Below are 13,161 nucleotides of genomic sequence, written 5' to 3'. Positions count from 1 at the left end.
GACAAACGCGTAGCGGATGCTCATCTGATACTTTTTTAACCGGGCATGGACTGACGGCCTGAGATCAAAAAAGTATCAGCAGCAGGCAATACGTGAGCTAGCAGGGGTCGGCCGAGAAGGCGTATGTTGGTCGCATTCGAAGAACAAAAAGGGGCATGAGATGCCTGATACCCGAGCAGCCCTGTTCGAGCAGCGACCCGCCGAACTGGAAGTCATTCTTCCCGAGCCCGATCATTGCTTTCGCTGGTACGAACACGACTACCCCTACTCCCTGGCTCGCTGGAACCATCACCCTGAATTCGAAATCCATCTGATCCGCCAAGGCAGCGGCAAGCTTGTCGCGGGCGATTACATCGGTGCGTTCGGTGCAGGTCATGTAGCACTCATCGGCCCCGACCTTCCCCATGACTGGATAGGGGACCTCGCGCCCGGTGAATACCTGGCGGGGCGCGATGTGGTGCTGCAGTTTGACGGCGCCGCCATTTTGGCCTTGCGCGCAACGATGCCTGAGTTGGGTGAGCTTCAACACCTTTTCGAACAAGCACGTCGCGGCCTGGAATTCACCGGGGCAACGGCTGCACAGGCAGCGCGACTACTGGAAGATATAGGCCCCGCACAAGGGCTCGAGCGTTTGATTCTGTTCCTGCAACTGATCAACGCGCTGATGAAAGCGCCCTCGCCTGACGTTCATTTGCTCGCCAGCGCGTGCTACGCGCCCACCCTGGATGCCCGCAGTTCCGAGCGCATCAACAAGGCGTTTGACTATCTACTGACTGAGCTCACAGGCGACATTCGCCTGTCGGTTATCGCTCAGCGTCTGGAGATGAGCGAGCCCGGGTTTTCGCGCTTCTTCAAAAGGATTACCGGCCACGGCTTCATCGATCTCATGCGCAAGCTCAGGGTTCAGCGCGCCTGCAGGCTGTTGCTGCAAACAGAGATGTCGGTGGCAGACATCTGCTTTGAGGTTGGCTATGAAAACCTTTCTAACTTCAACAGACACTTTCGCATCGAAATGGAACAGACACCGAGCGACTATCGTCGAGCAATGGCGATGACATTATTCAATCGTAACGGTGCTCACCCCTCCCTGCCTTTCAGTAACGCCCACTGAGTGAATGATGCCTGGCGCTCGACTCCGATCAGTCAGCAGCACTCCCTTGAGAAAATATTGAGGAAATGACGATGGTATTGCCTCGCGCAGTCGTATTTGGCGAAGCCCTGACCGACCTTGTCCAAGGGATCCCTGGACAATGGAAAGGCTATCCGGGCGGTGCGCCCTGGAACGTTGCACGAGCGCTAAGTCGCTTGGGGGTCAGCAGCGCTTTCGCAGGCTCTATCAGCACGGACTCCCTGGGCGATGAGATCGCCAGGCAGTCAGAGGCGGCAGGTCTGGATGGGCGATTTATCCAACGAGTAGACCGAGACCCCTTGGTGGCCATCGTTCCATCGAGCCGCCCTCCACGATATTTTTTTGCGGGTGACGCCGATCAGTTTTTCGATCCTGGCCTGATGCCGGAAGGATGGATGAACCATGCCCAGGTGTGCCATTTCAGCTGTATCAGCCTGACTCGCCAGCCGCTTGGCGACCGATTGGTAAAACTCGCTCAGCAGGCCAAAGGCGCGGGTAAACGGATTAGCTATGACCCGAACTGGCGTAATTTGATGGACGGCCGTTATCGGGAGCAGACGTTCCCGACGATGACCGCCCTGGCCGACATGATTAAACTTTCCGACGAAGACCTTCGGCACCTTTATCCAGGGCTCACCGAACACCAGGCATTGGACGAGCTTCGCGCACTGAATCCAGTGGCTGAAATCCTGTTTACCCGGGGTGAACACGGCATGGTTCTCTATACCCCCGACAGGCGGTACGAGCAGCCGGCTATCACCGTAGACGTGGCCGATACGGTAGGTGCAGGTGACGCTTGCATGGCCGGCTGGTTGGCATCGGACTTGCTCGGAATGACCGATTTGGGGGATCGCTTGCGATTTTCATCAGCTTGCGCATCTCTAGCCTGCCGCCATGCCGGGGCCCATGCTCCAACGTTGGCCGATGTGAAAGGGTTACTTAATGCGCCATAATCTTGAAGACCTGCCGCTCCTTTACTACTGTAATTTGCATTGACGTTGGACGGGGGCCAGGCCGGTTCCGGTGCTACGCTTTCATTTCCTGATAGAGAACGAAGCGATGTCCACCGAACTCTCAACCCCCGGACTCACGACTGTAGCCATGAAACGGATCCTGATCTGTGGAATCACCGTAGCGATTATCGGCACGATGACCTATGGATTTCTCCAATGGAAAATCGTCGAAAGCCAAAAACACGACATGCTGTGCGGACAGGCCAAGCAGACGCTGAAAGGCGTGGAAATCCGGGCGCGGGCGTTGGCTGCCGGACTGTCTGTAGAGGCCTATGGCAAGGCTGAAGAAGACGAAGTGGCGACACTCATTGGTGCGCTCGACGCCGCCAAGAGCGACGCTGAAGTCGACTCGGTCATAGAGGCTCACGCTGCCACCATCGAAGCAGAGGATGCGGCTATTGACGCTCAGGTTGATACCCGAGGCGATCAGACATTCCTCGAACAACGACTCGTGAAACAGCGGATACCGGTCGACGTTAAACAAGAACTGCAACGCGCCGCGAAGGCCGTTAGCGTCATGTGCAGTTAGTGTTCAACGGTGACAAAGCCCACTCTGCGGCATAAACCAACACTGGCACCCATCCGCCACTCACTCGAGTTGATGCGCTGCTTTAATAAGAACTAAAAAGCATTAATAAATACAAAATAAGTATTTATCGTTATAAAAATATCCGCGTACTCTCACTTCATCCCGTCATTCATCACCACAGTGAAGTGCCCCATGAATCCGACTGACAACCTCATCGACTTCGCCAGCTACCGCAAACGCAAACAGGCTCAACAACGGGCACGGGCCATGTGGGAAATGTATGCACGCAATGCAGGCTTACAGGCTTTTCAGTGGGTGCAAGCCGCTAAAGCCACCGAGACGCGTCACGCATGAACGCGCAGCAACCCTCGCGCTTTCTGGCGAGCGCCGACGAACCCGTGCTGGATTTGAATAACCTGGAACCACTGGAAGAAGACCCGATCTGCGAACGCGTCGCACAGAACCTGCAACGTCTGCGCGGCAAGCGTCATCTGTCCCTCGACGCCCTCGCCCGCCAGTGCGGTGTCAGCCGGGCCATGCTGGCGCAGATCGAATCCGGGCGCAGCGTGCCCTCCATCAAGGTGCTGTGCAAAATTGCCAAGGGCCTGAAGGTGTCGGTGGCCGCGTTTCTTGAGCATCGGGCCTTCGAAGGCGTGGCGGTGCTGTCGGCCAGCCAGAGCAAACGCCTGGTCAGTGCCAGCGGCGCCTTTGTCAGCCGCGCGCTGTTCCCGTTCGACGTCGCGCGCCAATCGGAGTTTTACGAACTGCGCCTGAGCCCGCTAGGCGAAGACGTCTCCGAGGGGCATGGCCCCGGCGTACAGGAAAACCTGGTGGTGTCGCAGGGCGTGCTGGAAATCAGTGTCAACGACGAACGCTACCTGCTCTCCACCGGCGATTCGATCCTGTTCTATGCCGACCAGCCCCACCGCTACCGCAACCCCGCCGACAGTGAGGCGGTGGCCTATCTGGTGGTGACGTACCCGGAACGCCTGGACTGAACCACATCCCCTGTGGGAGCGAGCTTGCTCGCGATAGCGGCTTAACATTCAACATATTCATTGACTGACACACCGCTATCGCGAGCAAGCTCGCTCCCACAGGGATCTCTTCTTCACAGGGATTTGTGGTGTTTTCGGGAATGAAAAAGCCCCCGCGACCTTATGGTCGCGGGGGCTTTTTTATGCGTCAGGGATCAGCAGGTGCAGCACATCAGCGGCATGCCATTGCAGCTCATCATCATCGGCATGCTGCAGTCGTTCATCATTTTCATCATCAGGGTGCAGCAGTTTTTCATCATGTCCATGTTCATGCCCGCCATCGGCATGATTTTGCACATCATGCAGTCGGCCATCAGCGTGCATTCCATCACGCACTTCATCGATGGCATCGGCATGCCCATCATCGGCATTGGCATCATGGTGCTCATCATCGGCATGGCCATGCTCGCCTGGGACATGCACATCATGCTCATGTTGCCGCAATGCATCATCATCGGCATGCCGCAGTTCATCATCATCTGCATCATTTCTGCGCTGTTCTTGAACATGGCCATGTCCATGCCAGCCGCCGGCATCATCTTGCACATCATGCCGTCGTCCATCATTTCGCACGACAGGGTCGACATCATCATCGGCATGCCCATCATCGGCATCATTGGCATGGAGGTGTTCATCGGCATTTGCATCTGCATGGCATTCATCATGGTGTTGCTCCCTGAATCATCGAATAGTTGGACGAAGCTGATGGAGCCGATTCTAAGGACTGACGCAGAGGCGGCAAGATGATGACCGAACAGCAAAAATAGATGTTGGAACCGCCCTAGTGTGGCCTTCAGGGCAACAATGGCTGCTACAACGAACAAGCCGCTGTCATCACGAATACATGCACAACCATGACGCGGCTTTGTGGGTTATGGATATGCGAACAACAGCTATATAAATAACCGAAAGAAATAATCGATCTAAACAGGATCAGATTTTTTTCAAATTCAGCGGCTCAATGTCACTGACTCGCAGCCTGGCTGCACGCTGCGATCCTGGCGACGATCGAACGTCGCAAATTCGTAAATACACGCCGGTAACGCAGCGGCTTTTTTCGTCTATACAGAACATGATGCCAATGTGCCTTCAGTGCACACTGGAGCCACAGACTCTGACCTCTCGATCGCCCTCCTGAATGAAATGATCTAGGAATACCGGACTATGGAAAGCTGGAAAATCAGAACTCATCTGCTTTTGCTCACCAGCGCTTTGTTGCTGGGATTGTTGTGTGTCGGCGGACTTGGACTCTTTGGCATGCAATCGGCGGTACGCAGCCTGGAGACCGTCTACCTCGATCGAGTCGTGCCCCTGCGGGATCTGAAGAAAATCGCCGACCTGTACGCCGTGAACATCGTCGATGCCACCCACAAGGCACGCAATGGCAACTTCACCAAAGCTGAGTCACTGAGCCGGATCGAGCAGGCCCAGAGGGAAATCGACCAAACGTGGCAGGCCTATAAATCGACGCAACTGATTCCGGCAGAAACGCGCCTGATCGCGCAAATCAACCCGCTGATGGAAGCCACCCGCGGGCCATTGCAAAACTTGCTGGGCATGCTGCGCCAGAACGACGACGCGGGTCTGGCACGGTTCGCGACCGAGCAGTTGTATCCGCTGATTGACCCCTTGTCAGACAAATTTTCCGAGTTGATCGAGGTTCAACTGGTGGAAGCCAAGAACCAGTTCGAACAGAACCAGATCGCCTACACCTCCAACCTCAGAACCAGCCTGCTGATTCTGGTGTTGGCGCTGATCGCCGGCGCCGCCTACACGTACTTTTTCTCCAGGCTGTTGGGCCGCCAGCTCGGCGCCGAACCCGCGGAACTTGCCGCCATCAGTTCGAACATCGCCGAGGGGAAACTGGCCGCTACGCAGCTTGATCAGCAACAGCCGTCGACCGGCGTTCTGCACTCCGTCCAGGCCATGCGTCACAGTCTGAGCGACATGATTGGCAAAATCAGCCAGGCCTCCGAGCAGATCGAGGGCGCCACGCTGCAATTGTCTGCGTCCTCCGAACAAGGATTGAGCAGCGCTGCACTGCAAAGCGAGACCGCCTCCTCCATGGCGGCCACGGTCGAAGAGCTTTCCGTGAGCATCACTCACATCGCCGACAATGCTCGACAGGCCCAGAGCACTGCGCAGAAGGCGGGCGAAATCACCGGCGAAGGCATGGCGGTGATGCAAGCGTCCATCGAGGAAATGGGGCAGATTGCCGACCTGGTTGCACAAAGCTCATCGGACATCGATCAACTGGCGATTCAGTCGAACGACATCAGCCTGATTGTCGGGGTGATTCGAGGCATCGCCGAACAAACCAACCTCCTGGCCCTCAATGCCGCCATCGAAGCGGCACGCGCGGGCGAGCAAGGTCGTGGCTTTGCCGTGGTCGCCGATGAAGTGCGCAGCCTGGCCGCCCGCACAGCGCAATCCACCACGGAAATCGTTGCCTTGGTCAATGCCATCCAAAACGGCATGGTCAAAGCCAAAGACAGCATGGCCGCGGGCTGTGAGCGCGTGACCCATGGTCAGAAACTGGTCGAAAGCGCCGGCGATTCCATGAGCAGGATCAAGGGTGCACTGGACGAATCCCTTGCGGCCGTCAGCTTCATTTCGTTGTCGCTGCAGGAACAGCGCGCCGCCAGTGAGCAAGTCGCCTGCAACGTCGAAAGAGTGGCGCAAAGCGTGGAAGAGAACGCCGCCGCCCAAAGCGGGATCGTGCGAACTACCCAGGAACTCAAGGCAATGTCCGACGGACTGGGCGTTATTCTGCAGCGGTTCAGTTTTTAAACGCCCTGGGAATCAAAAGCCGCTGAGGGCAACCTCAAGGCGTAATCGCAACCTTCATCACCCCGTCCCGCTGATGCGCAAACAACTCATAGGCGGCTTCGATGTCGTCGAGTTTGAAGCGATGCGTCACCAGCGGCGACAGGTCGACGCCACCGCTTTGCACCACCGCCATCAACCGTCGCATGCGTTCTTTACCGCCGGGGCACAGGGTGCTGACAATGCTGAAATCCCCGAGCCCCGCGGCAAAGGCTTCAAGGGGAATGTGCAGATCACTGGAATAAACGCCCAGGCTGGACAACCGACCACCGGGTCGCAGCACCCGTAGTGCGGACTCGAAAGTACCCTGGGTGCCCAGCGCTTCGATGGACACGTCGACACCTCGGCCGTCGGTCAGGGCCATAATCTGCGCGACCACGTCGCCATCCTTGAAATTGACCACGTGGGTCGCTCCCAACTGCCGGGCGACGCTCATCCGTTCAGCGACGGTATCGATGCCGATAATGGTGCTGGCGCCTTTGAGGCGCGCGCCGGCCACGGCACACAAGCCGATCGGCCCGAGGGCGAAGACCGCCACGGTATCGCCAATCTTGACCTCGCCTCGCTCTGCCCCGGAAAAGCCGGTGGACATGATGTCCGGGCACATCAGCACCTGTTCGTCGCTGAGGCCATCGGGGATCGGGCACAGGTTGGCCAACGCATCCGGCACCAGCACGTACTCAGCCTGGCAGCCATCGATGGTGTTGCCGAACTTCCAGCCCCCGGCAGCGCGGAAGCCATGGCGGGTGTCCGGACCATCCTGTGAGCCGCAACCACACAGGCAGGCGTAACTTTGTCCGCTGGGGGTAATGGCGCCGGCAATCACCCGCTGTCCTTCGACAAAACCACGGACCTGCGAGCCCAGCCGCTCGATGATGCCCACCGGTTCGTGACCGATTGTCAGCCCTTTGGCGACCGGGTATTCACCCCGCAGGATGTGCACGTCGGTGCCGCAAATCGTGGTGGTGGTGATGCGGACCAGCGCATCCAGCGGCCCGACTTCGGGGATCGGTTTGTCATCCAGCACGATGCGGTTTTTCTCAACGAATATCGCGGCTTTCATGGTTGCCATCGGGGTTCTCCTGAGCGTTCACGTGCGCTTGAGTTCAGCACGAACCTCAGCCTGCGCCCGGTTTACGGACGGGAGGTTGATCATGGTCAATACTTAGAGACTGGATGTACGTCGCACGAGCCGCACGTCGGGCGGCTAATCCACGGGAGGTTCGTCATGTCTGGTCAATCCCGCTTCATGCTGGTTGCATCACCGCTGATGGAACACAGCCCCGCTTTCGACAGGGCCGCTGCGCTGGCCAAGGCCGAAGACGCCGCGCTGCACATCGTCGCCTTCGATTACCTTGAAGGCTTGGCGACCGCCAGTCTGGTCAACGAAAAGGCCCTGGAACAGGTGCGCGTGGGCTACGTCGAGCGCCACCGCCAATGGCTTGAGGAACAGGCCCGTCCCTTGCGCAAAATCGGTGTCCACGTCACCACCGAAGTGGCCTGGGTCGAACGCCCCTTGGAGGAAATCCTGATTCACCTCAAAGAGCAGCCGATGGATGTGCTGATCAAGGCGCTGGAGCACGAATCGCTGCTGTCGCGGCTGATGTTTACCCCGCTCGATGTGCATTTGTTGCGCGAATGCCCGGTGCCTCTGCATTTCGTCAGCCACGCCGTGCACGCCTTGCCGCGAAAGATCGTCGCGGCGGTCGACCCTTTTCATCGTGATGACCATTACAAAACCTTCAACGACCGGATCCTTCACGAGGCGGCGAAACTGGCGAGTGCCTGTAATGCCGAGCTCGATGTGGTCTACGCCTATGACCTTTCATCCATCAGCGCCGACGAATTCGGCTTCGACAACGGGTCGGCGTTCTTCTCGTCGGGCAAGGCCAAGACCGTATTCGATTACCAGGAGGATGCCTTCAACGACTTGGCCGAGCGCAACGGCATCGCGCCGGAACAGCGGCACATGATCATGGGCAACCCGGCCAAGGTCCTCACCCGCTATACCGACGCCTATGACGTTGACGTGATTGTCATGGGCCGGATCGGCCATCGCGGCATGGGCCGGCTGATCGGCAGTACGGTGGAGCACCTGCTGTACAAAATGCCGTGCAGCGTCTGGGTGGTGTACACCGAGCGGCTGGATGAGTGATTAACCCCCGACAAAACACCATCCCCTGTGGGAGCGAGCTTGCTCGCGATGAGGGCCTTACATTCAACATTGATGTTGACTGAAAGTCCGCCATCGCGAGCAAGCTCGCTCCCACAGGGGGTTTGTGTTGGCAGTTCAGCGCCGGGTGATGACTACTTCCAGGTATTCACTCGGCACCACCAGCGATTTTTCTCCCGCCCGGTTCAAACGGTTGATCAGTTCAGTCAGGTCGCTTTCCAGCGCTTGGGCGCCTTCAGGAGGCAGCGCCGCGAATGCTTTGTGAACCGGGCCGTACCAGGTGCGGAACGTGTCGATGAAGTGCGCGGCCGAGCGGTAGCGGAAGTTGAAGTGCTTGCGAGTGACCTGGACCAGGAAGTTGCGCTCGTCGAAGTGCGAGTGCAGCCAGGCTTCGGTGCCCCACTGCGAAGGCGGTTGAGCGCCCGGCGGTGGCGGCAGGTGGCGGCCGAGGGTCTTGAACATCTGGCCGACAAACCCTTCGGGCGTCCAGTTCGCCAGGCCGATCCGCCCTCCGGGACGACAGACCCGCGCCAGTTCCGCGGCGGCCTTGGGTTGGTCCGGCGTAAACATCACACCGAAGGTCGACAGCACGACATCGAAGCTGGCGTCTTCAAAGGGCAGCGCCTCGGCGTCGGCCACCTGGAAGGTGACTTCCAGGTGTTCTGCCCTGGCCCGGTCCTCGCCGCGCTCCAGCAGCGCGGCCACATAGTCGGTGGAGGTGACGTGGCATCCACGGCGCGCGGCAGCGAGTGTCGCATTGCCGTTACCGGCGGCCACATCGAGCACGCGTTCATCGCAGAGCACGTCGCAGGCTTCGGCGAGTTCTTCGCCGACGATCTGCAACTTGGTGCCGATCACGGCATAGTCGCCGCTGGCCCAAGCGGCCATCTGACGGTTTTTCAGGGCAGTAAGATCAATGGGTGTACTCATGAATTCCGCTCCGTTGCGGGTTGGAATGCAGGCCCGGCTTATTCGGCCGTTGTGGGATCGATAATGTTCATGACCTGGGAAACGCTGTTGGCAGGGAAACCACCCAGCCTGGCGTGTTCCCGGATGAGCTCTGCGTTCGGCGCGATGTACACGCAGTAGAGCTTGTCACCGGTGACGTAACTCTGAAGCCACTGCACCTCTGGCAGATCGCGCAAGACCCTGCACGACTTTTGCGAGACGGCTTTCAAATCCCTTTCTGACAGTGTTCCAGCACCCGGAATCTCGCGTTCTATAACGAACTTAGGCATGGCAACCTCTCATTCTTGTTATTGATGACAGGGTCGGCAGACCCTGTGAGTCAACTATCGCGCCGGGCAACGCTGGCGTCCTGCCCGATCGTCGGCCAACCCTGCCCGATCGTCCGGAGATTTCACGCTCTGGCGCGACAGGCTCACAATCAAGCTCACACCCAAAGCAGCCCGCCAACACGGGAAAACCACTATGGACGCCCTGTCCCAGACGCTGCGCGTCGTCCGCCTGGTCGGCGCGATTTTCATCAATGCCAGGTTCACTGCACCCTGGTGCTACCAATCGCCGAGCGCCGACACGGCGGCGCCGTTTCTGGAGCCCGGCGCCGAACGCGTGGTGATCTTCCACTTGATCACCGAAGGCGAGTGTTATGTCGAACTGGGTGATGATCCCCCGCTCCTGCTGACGGCCGGCGATGTGGTGGTTTTCCCCCAGGGAGATGCCCACCGCATGAGCTCACAACCTGGGCTCCCACCCGCCACCGGTGCGCGGCTGGACGTGGTGCTGGCGCGCCGTCCACGGCAACTGAGCTATGGCGGTGGCGGTGCGGTAACGCGGTTGGTGTGTGGCTATCTGGCCTGCGATACCCGTCTGGCCGGCATGTTGCTGACCGGGTTGCCGGCCATCGTCAGGGTCAATGTGCGCGGCTCGAATGCCGGTATCTGGCTGGAATCGTCGGTCCGTTATGCGCTGGCCGAAGCACGCTCGCCCCGCCCCGGCGGCGAAGGTGTGCTGGCGAAACTGGCCGAGGTGTTGTTCATCGAGGTGCTGCGCCTGTACATGCACGAACAGGGCGAAGGTCGTACCGGATGGCTGGCGGGTGTGGGCGACCGGATTGTCGGCGCCGCCCTCAACGCGTTGCACAAAAAACCGTGTCACGCCTGGACGCTGGATGAACTGGCGCGCACTGCCGGCACTTCAAGGTCGGTGTTGGCGGAGCGCTTTCAGCAACTGGTGGGAAGTTCGCCGATGCAGTACCTGACGCAATGGCGGATGTTGTTGGCGGCTAACCTGTTACGCAGCAGTAACAGCTCGCTGATGCGGATTGCCGAAGAGGTGGGCTACCAGACTGACACGGCGTTCAGTCGGGCGTTTCGTCGAGAGTATGGAGCGCCACCGGCGGCGTGGCGGCGCAATCAGGAGAAAAAACCAATGGCCCACGGCGCGGGGCCTGTGAGCCATTGATTTGAAGCGTTATGCAGCGGGTGCTTTAGCCTCTTCCAGCAACTGCTGAATCACTTTCTCCTGAGTCTCGTAACTGCCTTCACCAAAATGGGTGTAACGCACCTGACCCTTGGCATCGATCAGGTAGTGAGCGGGCCAGTACTGGTTATCGAAGTTGCGCCAGATCGCGTAGTTGTTGTCGATCGCCACCGGGTAGGTGATGCCGAGCTTTTTCACCTGATCCTTGACGTTGTCGATGATGCGCTCGAAACCGTATTCAGGGGTGTGTACGCCGATCACTACCAGGCCGTCCTTCTCGTATTTCTTCGCCCAGTCCTTCACGTACGGCAAGGTGTGTTGGCAGTTGATGCAGTCGTAGGTCCAGAAGTCCACCAACACGACTTTGCCTTTCAGGGACTCGTTGGTCAGGGCTGGCGAGTTAAGCCATTGCACTGCGCCGGCAATGGACGGCATAGCGCCTTTGGCGTTGTCCATGGACGAGTCTGCGTTGACCTTGCTGACGACGTAATCGACGACTTTCGGTACGGTTTCCAACACACTTTTCTCGATGCTGCTGACGCCTTCGGACGATGTGCCGGCCAGCAGTGTTTTGTCGGCACCGGTGGAAATCACCGCCGCCGCCGCCAGCACCGCAACCCCCGTACCACGACGCAGCCAACCGGTGACCGGGATCGACGCTTTCAAGCGATTGACCAGGCCGCGACCGGCGAAGATCAAGGTGCCCAGGGACAATGCGCTGCCCAGGCCGTACGCCACCAGTAACAGGCTGGTTTGAGCGTTTGCACCTTGCAGCATGGCGCCCGTGAGGATGACCCCGAGGATCGGCCCGGCACACGGTGCCCAGAGCAGACCAGTGGCAACGCCGATCATGACCGAACCCAGCGGGCCGGACATTTTGCGGGTGTCCGGATCGAGGCGGTTGCCCAGCGCCACGAAGGGACGGGCCAGCCAGTCACCGACACGGGCGGAAATCAGCGACAGGGCGAACAGCGCCATCACGATGAGAGCCACGTGTCGGCCGGTGTTGTTGGCGTGTACCACCCACTCGCTGCTGACCACGGCCAGGCTGGAGATCAGGGCGAAGGTCACGACCATGCCGCCGAGGGTGAGCAGGATCGAGGAACGTGTGCGTTTAACACCGGCGAACAGGAACGGCACGACCGGGAGGATGCAAGGGCTGAGGACGGTCAATATGCCGCCGAGGAAAGCGATGAGAAACATGGCTGTCACCTTGAAAATGGTGGTTAGGATTCGAAATCCACCCCTCACCCTAACCCTCTCCCCAGAGGGGCGAGGGGACTGACCGAGTGGTTTGGTAGAAATTCTGCGACCTGAAAGTGCGAGTCGAACTCAGATTTTGAAAAGCATGGAGATCTGCCCCCTTTCCCCCTCTCCCCACTGGGGAGAGGGCTGGGGTGAGGGGTGGCTCTCACTGACACCCTCAAGCAGTCTGGTTACCCAACAACTGCCCCTGCGGAGTCCGGCTACCACCGTTCTCTGCCAAAAAGGCGTTCCCACCCTTCTCCCCCACCGGCGTCAGCTGAAAACAAGTCGCGCTACCACAGCTTTTCTGTTCAACAGCAGCGTTGGCATGGGCAGCGGCGCCAGCCGCGGAGAAGGCAATGGCGGTCAAAAAGCGGGTAACGTTGTTCATGATGTTCTTCCTGTTTCAATTGGGATGGGCAATGGGTCAGCGCAGCACTCAGTTGTCTGAATTGCAGCCATCAGCAAATTTGCGATAGTCCAGGACCTGGGTTTTGTTATGGGAATCCAGGTAAGTCAGCTGGGCATCCACAACCCCACAGGAAGTCGAGGCGTCCTGTTTCAGCGACACCACTTTCTTGATGTCCAGGTGCGTGCCGTAGGTGTAGGTTTTAGCGGAGACATCGGCTTCGGCACGGGCCGACAAGGTGCAGATGTTCAGGGCGGCAAACAGGCAAGCGGCGTAGACGGCTTTGGTGTTCATGGTGGTTTCCTCAAGGCTTCAATAGGGCAATCGTTGATTGGGCCGAGGCGGTTTGATTTGCCTC

Annotated in this window: 15 protein-coding genes; 8 read left to right on the top strand and 7 right to left on the bottom strand. The window is 58.8% G+C overall.

The features are described 5' to 3' along the window. The first annotated feature begins 160 nt into the window (after positions 1-160). The 5 genes from ACA079_RS11795 to ACA079_RS11775 all read left to right on the top strand — a co-directional run bounded on the left by ACA079_RS11795 (position 161) and on the right by ACA079_RS11775 (position 3,669). Positions 161-1,111, top strand: coding sequence for an AraC family transcriptional regulator (locus tag ACA079_RS11795; RefSeq protein ID WP_497703608.1), 951 nt, complete (start codon positions 161-163; stop codon positions 1,109-1,111). Between the two features lie 71 nt (positions 1,112-1,182). Continuing rightward, positions 1,183-2,082 (top strand): carbohydrate kinase family protein, encoded by a 900-nt coding sequence (locus tag ACA079_RS11790; protein ID WP_497703607.1) that lies wholly within the window; start codon positions 1,183-1,185, stop codon positions 2,080-2,082. Between the two features lie 148 nt (positions 2,083-2,230). Further along, on the top strand, positions 2,231-2,671 hold the full coding sequence (locus ACA079_RS11785) for a hypothetical protein (RefSeq protein WP_497703606.1): 441 nt from the start codon (positions 2,231-2,233) through the stop codon (positions 2,669-2,671). 192 nt (positions 2,672-2,863) lie between these two features. After that, entirely contained in the window at positions 2,864-3,025 is a 162-nt protein-coding gene (locus ACA079_RS11780) for a hypothetical protein (protein ID WP_008156931.1), read from the top strand. Continuing rightward, positions 3,022-3,669, top strand: coding sequence for a helix-turn-helix domain-containing protein (locus ACA079_RS11775; RefSeq protein WP_008156932.1), 648 nt, complete (start codon positions 3,022-3,024; stop codon positions 3,667-3,669). Before ACA079_RS11780 ends, ACA079_RS11775 begins: the two co-directional genes overlap by 4 nt. Before the next feature lie 194 nt (positions 3,670-3,863). On the opposite strand, the gene ACA079_RS11770 is transcribed toward ACA079_RS11775, so the two are convergent. Further along, entirely contained in the window at positions 3,864-4,373 is a 510-nt protein-coding gene (locus ACA079_RS11770; RefSeq protein WP_497703605.1) for a hypothetical protein, read from the bottom strand. Positions 4,374-4,872: 499 nt separating this feature from the next. On the opposite strand from ACA079_RS11770, the gene ACA079_RS11765 reads away from it, so the two are divergent. Further along, a complete protein-coding gene (locus ACA079_RS11765; protein ID WP_497703604.1) occupies positions 4,873-6,498 on the top strand; it encodes a methyl-accepting chemotaxis protein in 1,626 nt (541 codons plus the stop codon). Between the two features lie 34 nt (positions 6,499-6,532). On the opposite strand, the gene ACA079_RS11760 is transcribed toward ACA079_RS11765, so the two are convergent. After that, a complete protein-coding gene (locus ACA079_RS11760) occupies positions 6,533-7,606 on the bottom strand; it encodes an NAD(P)-dependent alcohol dehydrogenase (RefSeq protein ID WP_497703603.1) in 1,074 nt (357 codons plus the stop codon). A gap of 156 nt (positions 7,607-7,762) precedes the next feature. Here ACA079_RS11760 and ACA079_RS11755 point away from each other — a divergent pair, with 156 nt between their 5' ends. Next, a complete protein-coding gene (locus ACA079_RS11755; protein ID WP_415768456.1) occupies positions 7,763-8,689 on the top strand; it encodes a universal stress protein in 927 nt (308 codons plus the stop codon). 135 nt (positions 8,690-8,824) lie between these two features. On the opposite strand, the gene ACA079_RS11750 is transcribed toward ACA079_RS11755, so the two are convergent. Together ACA079_RS11750 and ACA079_RS11745 are read right to left on the bottom strand one after the other, a co-directional pair. Next, positions 8,825-9,637 (bottom strand): class I SAM-dependent methyltransferase, encoded by an 813-nt coding sequence (locus ACA079_RS11750; RefSeq protein WP_497703602.1) that lies wholly within the window; start codon positions 9,635-9,637, stop codon positions 8,825-8,827. Positions 9,638-9,675: 38 nt separating this feature from the next. Continuing rightward, positions 9,676-9,945, bottom strand: coding sequence for a DUF4242 domain-containing protein (locus ACA079_RS11745; RefSeq protein WP_415756865.1), 270 nt, complete (start codon positions 9,943-9,945; stop codon positions 9,676-9,678). Positions 9,946-10,138: 193 nt separating this feature from the next. Here ACA079_RS11745 and ACA079_RS11740 point away from each other — a divergent pair, with 193 nt between their 5' ends. Then, complete coding sequence (locus tag ACA079_RS11740; protein WP_497703601.1) at positions 10,139-11,131, top strand: AraC family transcriptional regulator; 993 nt, start codon at positions 10,139-10,141, stop codon at positions 11,129-11,131. 9 nt (positions 11,132-11,140) lie between these two features. Here the strand turns inward: ACA079_RS11740 and ACA079_RS11735 are convergent, their stop codons facing one another. From ACA079_RS11735 to ACA079_RS11725, 3 genes are all read right to left on the bottom strand, one after another. Next, on the bottom strand, positions 11,141-12,352 hold the full coding sequence (locus tag ACA079_RS11735) for a cytochrome c biogenesis protein DipZ (RefSeq protein ID WP_497703600.1): 1,212 nt from the start codon (positions 12,350-12,352) through the stop codon (positions 11,141-11,143). A gap of 220 nt (positions 12,353-12,572) precedes the next feature. Next, entirely contained in the window at positions 12,573-12,785 is a 213-nt protein-coding gene (locus tag ACA079_RS11730) for a hypothetical protein (RefSeq protein WP_497703599.1), read from the bottom strand. A 48-nt stretch (positions 12,786-12,833) separates the two neighbouring features. Further along, positions 12,834-13,097: a DUF2790 domain-containing protein gene (locus tag ACA079_RS11725; RefSeq protein WP_497633972.1), complete on the bottom strand. Its 264-nt coding sequence runs from the start codon at positions 13,095-13,097 to the stop codon at positions 12,834-12,836. Positions 13,098-13,161 lie beyond the last annotated feature (64 nt).

The organism is Pseudomonas sp. LBUM1645, assembly GCF_059716185.1.
Note: the sequence above shows the minus strand (reverse complement) of the source record. Positions and strands in the feature narration are given on the sequence as shown.